Source organism: Micromonospora sp. DT231 (assembly GCF_049847025.1).
Taxonomy (GTDB): domain Bacteria; phylum Actinomycetota; class Actinomycetes; order Mycobacteriales; family Micromonosporaceae; genus Micromonospora.
This window is the reverse complement of sequence record NZ_JBNCNO010000001.1, coordinates 463,097-479,755: the sequence shown is the minus strand read 5'-3', so window position 1 is coordinate 479,755 and position 16,659 is coordinate 463,097. Positions and strand designations below refer to the sequence as shown.

The following is a 16,659-nucleotide window of genomic DNA, read 5'->3' as shown; positions in this document are numbered from 1 at the left end:
GCAACAGCGTTGCGTAATAGGGTGTCGAGATGACTCGCATCACTGCGGACGTCAGGTTCCTCCGCGGCTACAACGAGGCACTGGTGCTGGGCGTGGGTCGTACCGCTCGGCGGTTCGAGCGGTCGACTGTGGTCCGGGCCACCGGCCTGACCCCACAGGCGGTCTCCAAGGTCATCGCCCGCCTCAGCGCCGCCGGACTGATCCGTCCCACCGCCGCGCGCCGACCGGGCGTCGGCAAGCCCGCGGTCGTCTACGAACTCGTCCCCGACAGCCGGTACGCCATCGGCGCCCACGTCGCCCGGCGCACGCTGCGGCTGGCCCTGGTCGACCTCGCCGGCACCGTGCGCCACTCGGCGGTCAGCCCGTTGCCCGACGACTTCACCCCGGAACAGCTTCTCGACGCCCTGGCGGCCGGCGTCGACACGATGACCGGCAGCGCCGACGTCCGGGGCCGGCTCACCGGCGTGGGCATCGGCATGATCGGCCCACTGGACCACGCCCACGGCCTGGTCCGCGGAGCCCACGGCCTGCGGCACTGGCACGACGTACCGCTGCGGGAGATCGCCGAGAAGCACCTGGGGCTGCCCGTCCACCTCGACAAGGACGTCACCGCGGGGATCACGGCCGAAGCCTGGCGACACGGCGCGACGTTCGGCGACGCGGCGCTCATCATGATCGAGTCCGGGATCGGCGGGGGCCTCTGGCTGGGCGGCGCGGCCCACCGTGGCGCGCACACCAACGCGGGAGAGTTCGGCCACACGGTCGTCGACCTGAACGGTCCCCGCTGCGTCTGCGGCCGGCACGGATGCCTGGAGATCGTGCACCACCACGCCACCGATGCCGGTGACCTGGCCCGTGCCGCCCGCGTCGTGGCCGTGGGCGTCGTCAACCTGCTCCAGACCCTCGACCTCGCCCACGTGGTGCTGGCGGGCGCGGATCTCCTCCGGCACCCGGAGACCTACCTCGCGGCCGTCACCGAGGCCGTCGAGGCGGACGCGCGACGCGTGGACTGGCTCCGTACCCGGGTGACCGTGTCCAGCCTCGGCGCGGACGCCATCGCCGCGGGGGCCGCCATGCAGATCCTCGACAAGCACTACGGCATCCCAGAGCTTGCCCCGACCTGAGTGCGCGACGACGCCCCGCACCGCCGCAGGACCCGCTGCCGGTCGCGGACCACGCAGCGATGCACCGTGACGGCCGCCAGGGGCGTGTGCTGGCCGGGGAAGCGCGGTGGGAAGTAGACGTTAGTGACAGTCCTGTTTACGGACGATAGAAATCGAACTCGTACCTGGCCGAAGCTGACACGTAGAAAATCTCCGATCATTTCATGATCGCCAGCATCAAGGTTTGGTTCGACCACTATTGGCATGGAGCGCTTCTTCAGCGCCCGAGTCTTTGACAAGTTGGACTTTTAAACTTCGGAGATTATTCAAGACACAGGTCGCCGGCATATGCCGATATCGACGTCACGGCTGCCGCGTCCGACTGCACCTGAATACGAGCCGATCCCCACAGGACTTCCAGCATCAGCGAATCATCCTGCAAGGCCAACTCCATACTGGCCCAACCGCGGTGGTTCCAGCCCGTCAGGGAGAGATCCTTGACGCCGATCATCGTCAGGCCGACCTGCACGACATTGAAGCCCTGATCACGCCATTTTCTCGGCGCACTCGTCGGGAATTCCGGCAGATCGAATCTCAGGACGGCCGACGGGCCATCCCGCTGGAGCACAATCTCGTGCAACAGGATCTTCTCCAACGAAGGCGGGCTATTCGCTCCGTAGATGGAGCGCACGCCGCGCGGATCTTCGACTAAATCCAGCCAAGTGGGCACTGGCGTTACCTCACAAAAGGATAGCGGTCCGTGGTTCCCGGAACGTGTCCCGTTCTCGTATTCTCCGGCGGCCGGACGTTGAAGGGCGGCCCCGGAGCAGTACCTACTCGGCCACTGCGGCGTGCCACTGCCGCTCTTTCGCGCCGGCTGAGCGGCCACTGACCCTGATTCTTTGCTCACGGCCGTGCCACACGCCGGTTTCAGACCATTCAAGCACGCGAAATTGAAACACTAGTGCACAAATAGGGGCCGCAACCATACCGAGCGAATGAGACCATCTCGAACCCCGACCGCTACCCCCTGTGCGATCTCTACCACCGACGCCGTCGCGCCGTCATCGAGCGACACCCGAAGAAATCCAGCAGCCTGATCGAATTCGGCCTTCCAGTCGCCGCCCCGAAAGATCGACAAGGAGACTCCCGCCTCTAATTCATCGACTGATACCAAGCGCAGAACTCCGGGCACAACATTCGGCCGAGGAAGGGTCGCTGCAGACCATGAGGTGGCTGGGAAATAACCCCAGGCGAAGAGGAGCTCACCCGTTTCAATCCCCACCTCCAATTGAAGAGTGTCAGCGACCAGGCTAGTTAGACCCTCATCTCCTGAGCGCCGACGAAAATCCTCACCATCAGTCACCTCGTAGGAAAAGCTGTGTTCCTGGGCGCGGAATAGAAGCCGACCAGCAAGTGGGTCTCCGACCTGCATTTCAATCTTTGGAATCATTTTACGAAGTTCCAATGCAAGACTGTGTTTGTGTTCGTGTCAACAACAAGCTCCCACGTCCCCTCCGAGCCGTTCATCGCGCCGGGAGTATCCCACCTGAGGGCACCTGGCGCACCACGTGGATCGAGCCGAGGCGCCGACCCGGCCATTATCTCCCGTAGCAAGAGCCCATCGTTTCGCCCCTGGAACGGTCTCTGTGGAAGTCCATGCCGGGGTGAACTCGCCTTCCCTACGGGCACGCCCGCGTGATCCGCGACGGTCTTGGTCATGCCGAGGGTCTCGACATCGATACGACGCGCCATGTCGTCGATGGTGCATGGAGTCAAACCCAGCGGGTCAATCTCGTGCGCCGGGTTCGGCACGTAGGAGTGGACCTCCGCGTTGGCGAACATGCCAAGCGGGTCGGCCGACACATAGCGGGCGGTGTCGGGGTCGTAGTAGCGGTGGTAGTTGTACGAGGCGCCGGTTTCCGGATCGTGGATCTGTCCGGGGAAGCGGAGTGGGCAGTCGACTCCGGTGGCACTGGTGTGGGTCGGGATGCCCCAGATGGTGGTGCGCTGCTGCCAGGCGATCTCGCCGTCGGGGCTGACCATTTCGGTGGGTGTGCCGACCAGGTCGGTCACGATCGCGTAGAAGCGGCGGTCGACCTCGTCCTGGTCGCCTGGGCCGTCGGTCTGGCTGATCGGGGTGAACGTGCCGGGGGCGTACTCCCAGGTGCTGGTCCGGTCGCCGTCGTCGCCGCGGTGGGTCTGCTCGATCAGGCGTGGGCCGTCCCAGGCGAAGTCGACCTGCTCGACCACACCGCCCTGGGCGTCGAGGCGCTGCTTGGCTACCCGGCGGCCCAGGGCGTCGTAGCGGTAGCGCCATCGGGTGCCGTCCGGGGTGGTGACGGCGGTCAGTCGGTCCTCGCTGTCCCAGGTGTAGCGCCAGGTAGAGGGCTTGGTCGAGCGTTCCTTGCGCTGGCGCAGCGTGACCCGGCCCGCGGCGTCGTGTTCGTAGCGCACGTTCCCGGCCCGACGGATCAGGGTGCCGGTGTACTCCCGCTCACCGCGAGCGCCACCGTCGGCGTCCCCACCGGGCCAGGCGGCGCTGGCCACGTTGCCGGCCTCGTCGTAGGCGTACCGCTCGGTCCACTCGGCGGCCTGCACCGCGGTGATCCGGCCGGCCCGGTCCAACTCCAACCGACGCTCCCCGGTGACCTGGTCGGCGACACCGGTCAGGTAACCGTCAGCGCGGTACTGGTAGGCCCGGTGGGCGACCAGGTCCGGCACGTCGCTGACGAAGGGGCTCGCCGTGAGGATCTGGGAGAGCAGCCGGTGGTTGGCGTCCCAACTCTGGGTGAGAGCCAGGCCGCCGACGGTCCGCCGGGTCTCCCGGCCGGCCGCGTCGTGGGTGAAGCTGACCGTCGTGCCGCCGGTGTGCAGCGCCACCGGCCGGTGGCCGGCGTCATACTCCCAGGCGCTGTCGACCCCGGAGGGGGTACGTCGGAACGTCCGGCGGCCGAGCGCGTCGTAGGACGAGGTGATGGTCTGCTCGTCGCGGATCTCGGCGAGTACCCGACCGAGTGGGTCGCGGTCGAACCGGAGAGTGGCCTCGGGTGCGGTGGCGTGCAGCAGCCGGCCGGCCGGGTCGTACCCGTAGGTCGTGGTGCCCTCGGCGGTGCGCTTCTCGACGACGTTGCCCAGCAGGTCACGGACCAACTCGATGGTCTGCCCGGCCCCATTGGTCCGGGCTGTGACCTGGCCGGCACTGTCGTGCGTGTAGGTCTGCGTCCGGCCGTTGAAGTCGGTTTCGGCGACCAGTCGCCCGCCCGGGTCATAGTCGTAGCGCCAGGTCAGCCCGTGCGGGTTCGTGACAGTGGTGAGCCGCAACTCGGTGTCGTAACCGAAGGTCAGTCGGCCGCCGTCCGGCCCGGTACGTGTCACCGGCAGGTCGAAGGGCCCGATCTCGAACTTCGTGGTCGCCCCGGTCTGGCCGGTGTGAGTGACCAGGTTGCCTTCCGGGTCGTAGGTCCACTCCTCACTCACCCCGTCCGGCCCACGCCGCCACGCCAGCCGCCCCTCGACGGTCCAGCCAAGATGGGTGGTGCCGCCAAGCGGGTCGATCACCTCGACAACCCGTCCGGCGGAGTCCCGCCGGTGGGTCGTCACCGCGCCGGTGGGCTCGACGACTTGGCTGATCAACCCCACCGGATCCGTCGCCACCACCAGAGTGCTGTCCAGGGCGTCGGTCACCCCGCTGAGGTGACCGCTCTCGTCGTAGCGGTAGTGGGTGGTCGCGCCCATCGGATCGGTGACCATGGTCAGGTTGCCGCGCTCGTCGTACTCGCGACGCCAGATCGCGCCGTCGACGTCGGTGACCAGGACCGGTTGATGCAGGTCGTTGTACGCGGCCGTCGCCCGGCTGCCGTCCGCGCGGGTGACCTCGACCAGATTGCCGTCGTCATCGTAGGACCAACGAGTCGTCCGCTCCAGGGCATCGGTCTCGGACAGCTTCCGATCGAACCCGTCCCACGTGAAGGCCGTGGCATGACCCAACGGATCGGTGACCCGGTCGGTCTGGCCACGCTCGGTCAGCTCGTAGACGGTGGTGTGGCCGAGCGAGTCGTCCACGGCGGTTTTCCGCTCGACCGGGTCGTAGTGCAACCGTGCGGACAGGTACCCGCCGGAACCGGTGGCGGCGACGCAGCGTCCCTGCTCGTCGTAGGTGTAGTGGTACTCCTGCCCGTTACGGTCCTGCCAGTGGGCCAACCGGCCGTCGTCGTCGTAGCCGAACCGCAGCGGCAGCCCCGATGAGTTGATCACCTCGGCGAGGTGACCGGCCTCGTCGTAACCGAACCGCACGAGACTCCGGGCCTCACCGGAGGACTCCGCGTCGAGCAGGCTCAGCGCTGCGACCTGACCGTGCAGGGTGTCGACAGCGATCCGATACCCGCCACTGTGCCGAACCTCGGTGACCACACCGTCGCGCCAGTCCAGGTCGATCCGATGACCGTTGCGGTCGGTCACGGCAACCAACGGCAGAACCCGAACGAGGCCACCATCGCCCTCCGGCACGGACTCGGGCTGGTCGGGCACCGCCTGCAAGTCCGCCACCGCCCGAAAGTCCGGTACTGCCTCGACGTCGGGCACCGCCTCGAAGTGCAGGGCGCGCCCGGTCTCGGGCTGCTCGACGCGATAGCCGTCGGCGGTCCGGGTGAGCGGCCAACGGGGACCCGTCTCCGGCATGATCTGCGCCCCGACACCGGCGGGAGTCGGGTAGGTGAGGACCATGCCGTCCTCGGCGACGAAGCACACCCCCTGCTCGTCGACCTCGACCCGCTGATCAAGGGTGGACGCCCAGGACGGCCCAAACCACCGACCAATCCGGTACGACGACAGGTGACTCCGTTTCAGGACGAGCGCGAGCAGGCCGGGCAGCTCGACATCGGTCTGGGTCAGCACCACCTCACCGCTGGCCACGTCGATCGGATCACCCGCGCACTTACGCAACCCCATCGGAATGCTCGGACGCGGCAGACTCGGCAGCGCCGCGCGCACCCTGGGAAGGCCCCTGGCGAGGGTCGGCAATCCACGCTTGGCGAGGGCCAACACCGGTCTGCCCAGCATCGCGAGCCGACCGATAGGCACGACCGTCAACACCGTATCGATCAACAAACTCGTCAAACTGCCCTTACCCGTCGCCGCATACAGCGACGCGTCGATCAACAGGGCCGCCGCACCCGCAGCGATCGCGATCGGACCCATGATCGGCGCAAGGATCGGAATGAACGACAGCAGACCCGCGACCAGCGACACGATCTTCAACGCGCCGGACAGCTGCGCCAACAACTCCTGGTTGTCCCGCACGAAGTTGGTGAACTGACCCTTCAGATCCCACCACTTCGGGTTCTCCTTGAACCGCAAACCCTTCGCGTCATTGACCACCCGCACGCAATCCCGCACCGCCGTGGCCAACTCACCCCGCAACGCACCCGCCTGGGCCACACACTCGTCCCAGTCCCGCTGCGCCTGCGACAACGCCGAACCCGCCGCCCCCGCATCCGACCGATAGGCATCCGGTGCGGCAGCCGCGGCCTCCTCCGGCGGCCGGTCGGCGACCTCCCGCTCATGACGCTCATCAGCCTGCCTCGCCCGATCCGCCCGCCCCCGCGCCGCCTGCAACGCCGCCCACAAACCCGGAGCACGCTGCGCCAACGGACGCATCCGATCCTGCAACGACGACAACGACCCCGCGAACACCGTCAACCCGGTCGACACCCTGCCGAACGCATCACCCGTGACCCGCAAATGCCCCGGCATCTGGGCATTGAGCCCCTCCCGGAACAGATCACCCTCCGGACCCACGAACTGACTCGTATCCAAACCCGTGATCTGCCCCGCCGCCTGCGACGCCGCCGACCCAAAACCCTGCCACCGCGACGCCGACGACCGAACCGCCGACGGATCACCATCCATCCTGAACAGATGCGCCGGAAACTCAGCCATCGCGCCCGGACCTCCCCCGTGTCCACGCCAACAAGCCGCACTACGCATCGAAGATAGACATACGACAAACGCGGACGACATCTTCAGTCGCATATCTCGCACAGTCTGCGCAGGCGACATCCGACGGCGGTGGGAAGCCGGCACAATCCGGGTCCACCGGAGGCAGCCGTCCCACGGGAACCTTCTACCGAGCGGCCTGGGCGGGGCCTCGCGTCAGGCGGCCGTCACCATCGCGGTGCCCCGCATTGGTGGCGAACCTCTGTGGACACCTCCTCAGGGCGTGTGTCAAAGCCCCTGGCCGGCCTGAGGACTTCGACACACGCCCCTAAGACACGAGGGCGGGGGCTTCCGTCCGGGTGCAGCCGTTCCCCGGGCTCTCGCTGTGGGCGATGACCGCGTCGAGCCGGTCCCTGGCCTGCCGGAGGTGGGCGATCTGCTGATCGATGCGGTCGCGTTCGGCGCGCAGCAGGGCCCGCGACTCCGGGGTGTTGACCTGTGCGTCGACGCAGGGCAGCAGGTCCAGGATGGTCCGACTGGACAGGTCCGCGGCGTACAGCATCTGGATCAGGTGCACCCGGTCGACCGCGCTGTCGAGGTAGTGGCGCTGACCGCCGCTGCTCCGTTCGGCCGTCAGAAGTCCCTGCTCCTCGTAGTAGCGCAGGGCTCGCACGGACACCCCGGTCTGCGCGGCTAGCTCTCCGATGCGCATGGCCCTCCCCCGTCGGTGACACCAGTCACAAACTTGTCTCTCACGTCAGCGTCAGGTTCTAGCGTAGCCCGCGTACGGCTCGTCGTTGAATTTGCCAGGAGGCATCCATCACGAAGATCACCGGTTCGATCGCGCTGGTCACCGGCGCCAACCGCGGCCTCGGCCGGCACTTCACTCGGCAGTTGCTGGAGCGCGGGGCGGCCAAGGTGTACGCCACCGCCCACGACCCGGAGCGGGTGGAGCGCGTACGTCAAGGCGTCCCTGGCCAACGACCCGAGCGCCTTCTACCGTCCCGCCGGGCAGTCATAGCCACCCCGCCTGTCTACCTTTCGTGACCATGAGGGAATCGGAGCGTGATGCCGCATCGGAATGATGACGACATGCGCAGAAGACGATTCCCGTGGATTCTGTTGCCCCTGCCGCTGCTCAGCCTTCTGACCGCCTGCACCCCTCCGGACGAGCCTCTCGTCGGCCTCGCCGTCCGTGATGGCCACCCGGTCGGTGTCCTGGTGCACTGCGGCGGCATGTTCGCAGGGCTCAGTGTCCGCCAGGAATACCCGGACGACGGGACCGATCACCCGGATTTCAGGTGGCGCGTCGGCGGCCAACCCACGAGTGATGTCGTGGAGGTTGCCCTGCTCGGTCAGCCGCCGGACGGCTGGACGGTCGACGAGGCCACCGACTACTCGGGGGCGCTGGGCCGTGTGGTGGACGTCGAGCCGCTCACCGAATTCAGGCCAGGGGTCACCTACAGCGTCGGCGGACTTGGCATCATCTCGGTAGATTTCACGCTTGAGGATCTCCGTCGGATCGGCGCGGACCAGGTGCTGGCGCCGAGCGGGCGGGAGTCCACGAAGGTCATGTCACGGAAGACCTTCCTGCGCAAGGCCCGCGACGGTTGCTGACCGGGTGGCCGTCGCGGCCAACCGAGGGCCGAGGAATAGCGCGATCGGCACCGGGGCGGCCTGCCACTCGACAGTGACGAGTGGCGGCGGGGTCGCCGATTACAGTTTTTGGAGAACAATCAGGGAAATGAGATTGATTTGACAGCGAGGCCGTCGCGCACAGCCGCTCGGGCAATCGCGGAACGACATTTAAGGGAGACTTAATCGGCCCGGTGGTAAGCGAACAGGAGTCGCACTCGTATTCTTCGCTCGGAAGAAAGGTGCACCCCTGTTGATTAGTCTGCGATCCACCCCTGGGAAACGTCGTTCCGCCACCGCGCTGCTGCTGCTGAGCGTGGCGCTTGCCGGCGGATGCAAGGAGGCCCCGGGCACCCCCGGCGCGTCTGGTCCATCGAGCGACACCGGTATCGGCTCGTCCGGCCCTGAGGCACCGACGTCCGGTGTCCCCGGTGACGCCTCTCCCCCGCCGAGCGCGTCGAGTGCGCCGGGCACCCCGAGCGCGTCGGCGACCCCGTCCGCCTCGGGAAAGCCGGTGACCCCGCCGACCGGCGCCGCCCCACCGACCGTGGCCGGTGGCTGGATCACCATCGACCCGGCCGCGCAGGCATCCGCGACGCGTGCGTTCTTCGCCCGCAAGCCCAAGCCGGTGACCGGCAACCCGGTCAAGGTGCCCGAGTTCAACGTCGGCTGCAAGACCAGCCACCACAACAACGACGACCCGATCGTGCTGCCGAAGCTGGTCGGCGGCTCGCACAACCACACCTTCTGGGGCAACACGTCGACCGACGCCACCTCGACAGCCGAGTCACTGCGGGCGTCGACGGCAACCACGTGCAACTCGCCGGACGACCAGTCCGCCTACTGGGTGCCCACCATGTATCAGAACGGCAAGGTCGTGGACCCGACGGAGGTGACCGTCTACTACGGATCGCGTCTCAAGGACCCGAGCAAAACCCAACCCTTCCCGTTCGGCCTGCGAATGATCACGGGTAACGCCAAGAACCAGGTCGACACCCCGGACAAGCAGGGCAACCACTTCTGGTGCGCCGGCATCGGCGGCGAAGTCGGCCGCAGCGCCGACAAGACCTTCCCGGTCTGCGCCAAGACCGCGAACATCGTCCGGCAGATCACCTTCCCCGACTGCTGGGACGGCAAGCACCTGGACAGCCCCGACCACAAGGCGCACATGGCCAACGGTGACCACACCGGGGCCTGCCCGAAGAGCCACCCGGTGCCGGTCCCCTCGGTGTCGTTCGTGATCTCGTACCCGCTGAGCGCGAACACGGACGGCATCACCCTCGCGTCCGGCACCTCGTTCTCCATGCACGCGGACTTCTTCAACGCCTGGAAGGACGAGGCGCTCGCCGCACGGGTGCGCAACTGCCTCGACCAGGGCGTGAAGTGCAACTCGGCCGGCAACTTCTAGCCGGCGAGTACGACGCAACGGCCGGTCACCCCCCACTCGGGGGTGACCGGCCGTTGTCGCACGAATCGACTAGAGCCGGGCGGCGCCGGCCTCGGTGGCCTCCTGGACCGCCGAGGTACGGCGAAGCTCAGCCCGCTCGTCGCCAGCCTCCTCGCGGTCCGGGGCGGCCACCCGGGCCGCCCGGTTGCTGCTCGCCGCCGCCTGCTCACCTGTCACGCCGCCACGGATCCGGTTGTTCGCGGCCACCTGGGCGGCCGGGTCGTTGGACGTCACGGTCAACCCACCGTTGATGATGTTGTCGTCGACGGTGACACCGCCGGTGGTGTTGGTGACGCTGACGTCCGTGCCCCAGTAGCCGCCGGAGGCGCAACTGTCGAGGGTGCCGTTCGGGCCGAGCTGCACACCACCCAGGTTGCCGGCGAAGGTGGCCCGACCGCGGACCGCGCTGCCGCACACCACGCTGCCGGTGGCGCTGTTCAGCACCGACAGCGTGCCGTCGACGAACGAGTCGTGCACGTCGGTGTAGTAGGTGCCGGTGCTGCTGAGGTTGCGCTGCACCTGGGTGCCCCGGTCGAGCCGGACCTCACCGGCGCCCGCGGTGACCGTCCCGGCGATCGTCGACTGCTCCACGAACAGGAAGCTGTCGACGGTCGCGGTGCCCTTCGGCCGCACCGTCACGTTGCCGCTGCTGGCATCCTTGAGGAAGACGCCGTAGCCGCCGGCGGCCAACACCACCTGACCGTCGATCGTCGTCTCGGTGGCGTCGAGGTAGCCGTCCGCGGCGACGCGTACCTCACCGCTGACCCGGCCACCGGCGACCACCAGGTTGGCGCCGGCCGCGACTGTGACGTTGCCGGTGATCGTGGTGCCGGTCAGCGCGCAGGACTCGCCGGCCGGCACGAGCAGGTCGTTGGGCACGGTCACGGCACCGCCGGTGCCGATGCAGTGGGTGACCAGGTCGGCGTGTGCGGTGGGCGCCACCGCGAACACCGAGGCGGCGACGACGGCGCTCACGGTGGCCAGCTTGGCGACGGTACGTCCGGGCATCGTTGTACTCCCTGTCGATGAGGTTCGAGGACTCATGCGCCGACGTCCGATCGGGCCGCGGCCCGGACGATGGCGCCCTGCTGCCGCCGGTTGAGCGTGCCGCCGGTCACGAGCGCGGCGGTGACCGCCTCGACGTGCCGGACGAACGCGGCGTGGCCGGGGTAGTCGGCGTGTTCGTCGATCAGATCGTTGACGGTGCAGCCGTCGCCGGTGTCGACGTTCGCCACTCCGGTGTCGTCACCGTCGATGATCACCGTGGCCCGGGTGTCCGACGCGGGGCAGCCGTCGGTGCCGTCGGCCACCACCGTGAACGTGGCCGACTGTTCGGTGGCGGTGTTCCCCGCGGTGTCGGTCGCCCGGTACCGCAGGGTGTGCGCACCGACCGTCCGGACGGCGACCGGGCCGGCGTACGCGGTCCAGCCACCGGTGTCGAGCGCGTACTCGATCGACGCCACACCCGAGCCGTCATCGCTGGCGGTGACGGTGACTGTCGCGCCGCCGACGTACGCGCCGTCGTCGTTCTGGTCGCCCGCCACGGTGGCGGCGACAGTGGGTGGGGTGGTGTCCTCGGCCTGCGGCTCCACGACGGTGAGGTGGAGCATCTGCTCGGCCGACGTGTTTCCGGCGACGTCGGTGGCCCGGTAGTGCAGCATGTGCATGCCCACGGTGGTCACGACGATCGGGTTCGCGTACGCGGTGAAGGCTCCCCCGTCCAGCGCGTACTCGATGGTGGCGACGCCGGACCCGGCATCGGTGGCGGCCAGCGTGACGGTGGCCGTACCGATGTAGTTGCCGTCGCCGTCCTGCTCGCCGGTCGGCGTGGCCGTGACCACCGGCGCGGTGGTGTCCTCCTCGGTCGGTTCGACGATCCGGAACGACACCGAGCCGACCGCGCTGGTGTTGCCGGCCTGGTCGGTGGCGCGGAACTGCACCGAGTGGTCGCCAATCGCGGTCACCCGCACCGGCTGGGTGTACGGCTGGAAGGTGGTGTCGTCGACCTGGTACTCGACGGTGGCCACACCGGAGTCGGCGTCGGTGGCCGTCACGGTCACCGTGGCCGCGCCGAGGTAGTTGCCGTCGCCGTCGCGGTCACCCGAGACGGCGGCGTCGACGGTCGGCGCGGTGGTATCGCCGCCACCTCCGCCGTCGGTGACCACCAGTTCGCCGACCATCTGGCTGTGGCCCGGGATCGAGCAGAAGTAGCGGTACCGGCCCGGGGTCAGGGTCACCGTCGCCTGGTGGCGGCCGTCGTTGGCGTCGAACGGGTTGGCCAGGATGTTGAGCGTGACGTCGTGGTTGTAGCCCTCGGTGCTGGTGTCGAAGGTGAGCGTGTGCGGCATCCCGGTGGTGTTGCCGGTGGCCGCGCTGTTCTCCCAGATGATTGTGGTCGCGCCGGCCACCGCCTGGGCGGGGGCGGACTTGTAGCGGGTGGTGTTGTCGTCGGCGGTCCAGGTCAACACCTGGTCCGCGGCGACGCGCGGGGCGGCGCTGGCGGGCTTGGCGGCAATCGGGATCACCGTGAGCAGGAGCGCCGACAGCGCGGCCGTGAGTCGTCGGGTCATCGTTTCTCCTAGAGTTCCCGCGCGCGGATGTTGCGGAACTCGGCCAGGTCGTTGTCACCGTGGTTCTGCAGACCGATGAAGCCGCTGAGGAACTGCCGCAGGTCGGTCGGCGGATCGCCGGCACGGGAGGACTGCTTGCCCGGCGTGTTGTCGAACTCGTTGATCACCACGCCGTTGCGGATCATCGTGTAGTGCTGGCCGACCACGCGGATCTCGTAGTCGTTCCACTCGTTCTTCGGGGTGACGCCGGCCTGGGCGAGCGGCACCGGGTCGAAGTTGTAGACCGAGCCGGTCTTCTGCGGCTCGCCTGTCTCACCGTCGTAGATCTGGATCTCGTGTCCGCAGTAGATGGCCATCCAGGCCGGCGAGGTCCGGGCCGACCCGACGGTGCCGCAGCTGTCCGGTGGCCGCTGGTCGAGCGGGGTTCGCAGGTCCGGGAACCTGATGAAGACGCCGGTGTTGGCCCGTCCGGTGCCGGGGGCGATGTCGCGGAACTGCAGCCTCAGCGAGAAGTCGGCCAGTTCCTTCGTGTGCCAGAGCATGCCGAGGCCGCCGCTGGAGCGCAGCGACCCGTCCGGCTGGATGCTGAACGATCCCGTCGGCGCCTGCTGCCAGCCGCGCAGCGACTCGGCGGTGCCGTCGAAGAGTGGCTCGTACCCGGTGTGTCCGTTGCGCCCGATCTCGGACGCGGCGGCCAGCCGGGTCAGCGTGCCGCTCTCGCGGGCGTTGAGCAGACCGTCGTCCTGGAGCGCGCGGGTCACCGCGGTCACGTGGCGGACGAAACTGTTGTGGTCGGCCCAGGTGCTCTCGTCGTCGATCAGGTCGTTGACCGTGCAGCCCTGCCCGACCGTGCGGCTGGGCACCCCGGTGTCCGTGTCGTCGAGCCACACGTTCTGCCGGTCGTCCGGGACCGCGCAGCCCACCGTGACAGTGGTCTGCACCGTCGCCGTCTCACCGTCGGCGTACGTGACAGTCAGTTTCGCGGTGTAGGTGCCGACCCTGGCGTACGTGTGCCGGGGGTTTGCCTCGGTCGACGTGGCGCCGTCGCCGAACTCCCACCGGTGGCTGACGCCGCCGGAGCGCGCGCCGTCGAAGGCGATGGTCAGGGGCTTGTTCTGGACGGCCACGGAGGTCGCCGCCGGTGCCGGGGTGGGCGCGCCGCCGGTGTAGGTGATCCGGATGAGCTTCTGGTTGGGGTGCAGGCTGAAGAACCCGCCTCCGTAGTCCAGCAGGTAGAGCGCGCCGTCCGGGCCAAACTTGGCGTCCATCCAGCTCTGCAGGCGGGTGTCGCCGTTGCCGCTCGGGATGATGGCGCGCAGCGTCTCGGCGTAGACCGGCGGGGCTGCCGTCGGCACTCCGGCCTCGTCGACGGTGACCGCGACCCGGTTGGCGGCGTTCGACTGGTCGCCGATGAACCACTTCTCGTCCCAGTACGCCGGCCACGCCACAGTGCTGTTCGGGTCGACCCGGTCGCGGTGGTAGGTGGGGCCGGACATGATGGCCTGCCCGCCGCCGCGCAGGTACGGCTGCGTGTAGGTGGCGTCGGCCGCGACGTAGGTGGGCAGGCCGCTGCCGTCGGCGCGCTTCGGGAAGACCGGGCCGCCGCCGTCCGGCGAATACCAGATCATGTTGTCCCGGGCCGCCGGGATGTCCACGAGTCCGGTGTTGCGCGGGGAGGTGTTCTTCAGGTTGTCGCAGTCGTACCAGCCGGTCAGCACGCTCGCGTCGGTGCTGCTGCGGTCCCGGTACGGCTGCCGGTTGCCCATGCAGTACGGCCAGCCCTGGTTGCCGGCCGAGGTGATGATGGTGGCGGTCTCGTACTTGGCCGGGCCGAGGGTGGGACTGGGCGACGCGGCGTCCGGGCCGACCCAGCCGGCGGTCAGCCACTGGTGCTCCGGGTCGATCTGCAGGCGGGCGATGTTGCGCACGCCCATCACGTAGATCTCCGGGCGGGTCTTCTCGGTGCCCGGCGGGAAGAGGTTGCCCTCCGGGATGGTGTAGGTGCCGTCGGCCTCCGGGTGAATCCGGATGATCTTGCCGGCGAGGTCGTTCGTGTTGCCCGAGGTGCGGCGGGCGTCCTGGAAGGAGATGCCCTGGTACTCCTGGGTCCAGTTGTTGCCGGAGTAGCCCTGCGATCCCTCGGAGGAGTTGTTGTCGCCGGAGCCGACGTAGAGGTTGCCCTTGGCGTCGAACGCCATTCCGCCGCCGGCGTGGCAGCAACTGTGGATCTGCACCGGGAACTTCAGCAGGTCCTTGCGACTGGCCTGGTCGATGCTCTGCGCCGCACGGTCGTAGGTGAACCGCGAGACGGTGCGCTGCCCGACCCGCTGCACCCGGTCGATCGACTCGTGCGGCATCCAGTAGACGTAGAGCCACCCGTTGTCGGCGAAGGCGGGGTCGGGCACGATGCCGAGCAGGCCCTCCTCGTTCTTCACCAACTCGGAGCCGCTGCCCCGGTTGCCCATCACCTCCAGGGTGGTGAGCAGTTTGACCTGCTTGGTCCGCGGGTCCCAGGAGTGGATGGTGCCGCAGCCCAGGCCGACCTTCGGGTCGTTCCAGTCCGCGATCGGGCCACTCGGGCAGGCCGCCTTGCCGACGTAGAAGACCGTGCCGTCCGGCGCGATGGTGAGCCCGTGCGGCTCGCCGATCTGGTCGAGCTGCCCGGTCTGGTTGGCCGCGGTGAGTCGCTCCACCTTGTAGTTCGCGGCGATCGTGGCCTGGCAGTCGCCGCGTACGCGACCGGTGGTCCAGTTGAGCGCCCCGGCGAGGTGCGCGCGGAACGCCTCCTCACCGTAGCTGCCCTCGGTGTGGCCCATGCCGGTGTAGAACGAGCGGCCTCCGTCGTAGTCCCGGCACCAGGACACCGGGTGGAACGGGCCGTTGGCTCCCGGCCCCGGGTCGTAGTGCCGCTCTTCGACCTGGGCGAGCGTGTGCACGCTGCCGATCGGGTTCGGGTCCCAGTTGTCCCAGCGGTCGGACCGGGTGATGGTCATCGGCAGCGACGCGGTGGCCGGGTGTTCGCGGTCCAGGATGTCGACCACCGCCCGGTTCACGGGGGTCGGCGGCGGCGCGGTGGCCGTGCCGGTGAACAGGCGCAGGTCGGCGAGCTGGATCAGCGGCTCGCCGCTGTTGGCGGTGATGTTCAGCCGGTAGCGGGTGAACTCCTGCGGCGTGGCGATGTCGAACCGGCGGGTCTGCAACCGGTCCCCGAAGGTCTGGTTGGTGCGCCGGTCCAGATCGGACCAGTTCTGCCCGTCGGTGGAACCCTGCAGGGTCCAGTCCTTCGGGTCCCGCCCGACGAAGTCGTTGGCCGACGTCAGCGCGTACCCGGTGATCCGTGTGGGCGCGGCCAGTTGGTACGCCACCCAGGCCGTCGGGGTGCGGACCAGCCACTTGGTGTTGGCGTCGCCGTCGGTCAGCTTCTCCTTGGTCTCGGTCGGCGGGTTCTCGCCGCTGGCGGTCACCGCGGCCACCGGCTCGGCCACCGGAATGGCACCCGCCGGGCGGGTGCCGATCAGGCCGGTGAACCAGGCCGAGTCGACCTGGGCGCGGGCGGCGTCGGCGATGCCGACGAAGCCGCCACCGGCCTTCAGGTAGCTCTGTAGCGCCGACTCCTGGTCGCGGTTGAGCGCGGCGCCCGTCGCGGAGAGAAAGACCACGCTGCGGTACGCGGACAGCCCGGTCGCGGTGAACACGCCCGGGTCCGTGGTGACCGTGACATCGATGTCATGACTGGCGCCAAGCTGTTTGATGGTGTCCACCGCGCGGGTCACCGGGTCCTGCTGCTCGGCCACCGGGCCGTGGAACACGAGGACCGCGGTCCGCGCCGCCTGCGGGGCGGCCGCCGTTCGGGGCGCGGCCGCCGCTCCCGGTGCGGCTGCCGCCGTCGACGCCGGGATCAGTGCCGCGAAGGCCGCTATCGCGGCAAGGAGTCGTCGTGGTTGTCTGGTCATCCCCGTCCCCACTT

The 16,659-nt window shown here is 68.7% G+C and carries 10 protein-coding genes and 1 pseudogene; 4 read left to right on the top strand and 7 right to left on the bottom strand.

The window, feature by feature from the left end; genetic code table 11:
• The first annotated feature begins 29 nt into the window (after positions 1-29).
• The gene (locus ACPXBU_RS01995) at positions 30-1,124 is read left to right on the top strand and encodes an ROK family protein (protein WP_425755945.1); all 1,095 of its coding nucleotides are present in this window, start codon (positions 30-32) and stop codon (positions 1,122-1,124) included.
• Positions 1,125-1,425: 301 nt separating this feature from the next.
• Here the strand turns inward: ACPXBU_RS01995 and ACPXBU_RS01990 are convergent, their stop codons facing one another.
• From ACPXBU_RS01990 to ACPXBU_RS01975, 4 genes are all read right to left on the bottom strand, one after another.
• Positions 1,426-1,833, bottom strand: coding sequence for an Imm50 family immunity protein (locus ACPXBU_RS01990; RefSeq protein WP_425755943.1), 408 nt, complete (start codon positions 1,831-1,833; stop codon positions 1,426-1,428).
• 231 nt (positions 1,834-2,064) lie between these two features.
• Positions 2,065-2,571: a hypothetical protein gene (locus tag ACPXBU_RS01985; RefSeq protein ID WP_393368579.1), complete on the bottom strand. Its 507-nt coding sequence runs from the start codon at positions 2,569-2,571 to the stop codon at positions 2,065-2,067.
• A complete protein-coding gene (locus ACPXBU_RS01980; protein WP_425756679.1) occupies positions 2,553-7,013 on the bottom strand; it encodes a DUF6531 domain-containing protein in 4,461 nt (1,486 codons plus the stop codon). Before ACPXBU_RS01980 ends, ACPXBU_RS01985 begins: the two co-directional genes overlap by 19 nt.
• A gap of 355 nt (positions 7,014-7,368) precedes the next feature.
• Positions 7,369-7,752 (bottom strand): MerR family transcriptional regulator, encoded by a 384-nt coding sequence (locus tag ACPXBU_RS01975; protein ID WP_393368576.1) that lies wholly within the window; start codon positions 7,750-7,752, stop codon positions 7,369-7,371.
• A gap of 107 nt (positions 7,753-7,859) precedes the next feature.
• Here ACPXBU_RS01975 and ACPXBU_RS01970 point away from each other — a divergent pair.
• The 3 genes and pseudogenes from ACPXBU_RS01970 to ACPXBU_RS01960 form a co-directional block, all read left to right on the top strand.
• Positions 7,860-7,994: pseudogene (locus ACPXBU_RS01970) on the top strand (short-chain dehydrogenase); the annotation flags it as partial.
• 138 nt (positions 7,995-8,132) lie between these two features.
• Entirely contained in the window at positions 8,133-8,657 is a 525-nt protein-coding gene (locus tag ACPXBU_RS01965) for a hypothetical protein (protein WP_425755941.1), read from the top strand.
• A gap of 532 nt (positions 8,658-9,189) precedes the next feature.
• Positions 9,190-10,083: a DUF1996 domain-containing protein gene (locus tag ACPXBU_RS01960; protein WP_425755939.1), complete on the top strand. Its 894-nt coding sequence runs from the start codon at positions 9,190-9,192 to the stop codon at positions 10,081-10,083.
• A 69-nt stretch (positions 10,084-10,152) separates the two neighbouring features.
• Here the strand turns inward: ACPXBU_RS01960 and ACPXBU_RS01955 are convergent, their stop codons facing one another.
• The 3 genes from ACPXBU_RS01955 to ACPXBU_RS01945 are packed head-to-tail and all read right to left on the bottom strand — an operon-like array spanning position 10,153 to position 16,645.
• Positions 10,153-11,130: a hypothetical protein gene (locus ACPXBU_RS01955; protein ID WP_425755938.1), complete on the bottom strand. Its 978-nt coding sequence runs from the start codon at positions 11,128-11,130 to the stop codon at positions 10,153-10,155.
• 32 nt (positions 11,131-11,162) lie between these two features.
• A complete protein-coding gene (locus tag ACPXBU_RS01950) occupies positions 11,163-12,692 on the bottom strand; it encodes an OmpL47-type beta-barrel domain-containing protein (RefSeq protein ID WP_425755936.1) in 1,530 nt (509 codons plus the stop codon).
• 8 nt (positions 12,693-12,700) lie between these two features.
• Positions 12,701-16,645 carry a ThuA domain-containing protein gene (locus ACPXBU_RS01945; protein ID WP_425755934.1) on the bottom strand — a complete coding sequence of 1,315 codons (3,945 nt, stop codon included), beginning with the start codon at positions 16,643-16,645 and terminating at the stop codon, positions 12,701-12,703.
• Positions 16,646-16,659: the final 14 nt, after the last annotated feature.

What these genes read in the sequence shown, in the direction of transcription:
- ACPXBU_RS01980 (WP_425756679.1), bottom strand. Translation starts at nt 7,013, where the DNA reads ATGGATGGTGATCCGTCGGCGGTTCGGTCGTCGGCGTCGCGGTGGCAG.
- ACPXBU_RS01950 (WP_425755936.1), bottom strand. Translation starts at nt 12,692, where the DNA reads ATGACCCGACGACTCACGGCCGCGCTGTCGGCGCTCCTGCTCACGGTG.
- ACPXBU_RS01945 (WP_425755934.1), bottom strand. Translation starts at nt 16,645, where the DNA reads ATGACCAGACAACCACGACGACTCCTTGCCGCGATAGCGGCCTTCGCG.
- ACPXBU_RS01955 (WP_425755938.1), bottom strand. Translation starts at nt 11,130, where the DNA reads ATGCCCGGACGTACCGTCGCCAAGCTGGCCACCGTGAGCGCCGTCGTC.
- ACPXBU_RS01995 (WP_425755945.1), top strand. Translation starts at nt 30, where the DNA reads ATGACTCGCATCACTGCGGACGTCAGGTTCCTCCGCGGCTACAACGAG.
- ACPXBU_RS01965 (WP_425755941.1), top strand. Translation starts at nt 8,133, where the DNA reads ATGCGCAGAAGACGATTCCCGTGGATTCTGTTGCCCCTGCCGCTGCTC.
- ACPXBU_RS01975 (WP_393368576.1), bottom strand. Translation starts at nt 7,752, where the DNA reads ATGCGCATCGGAGAGCTAGCCGCGCAGACCGGGGTGTCCGTGCGAGCC.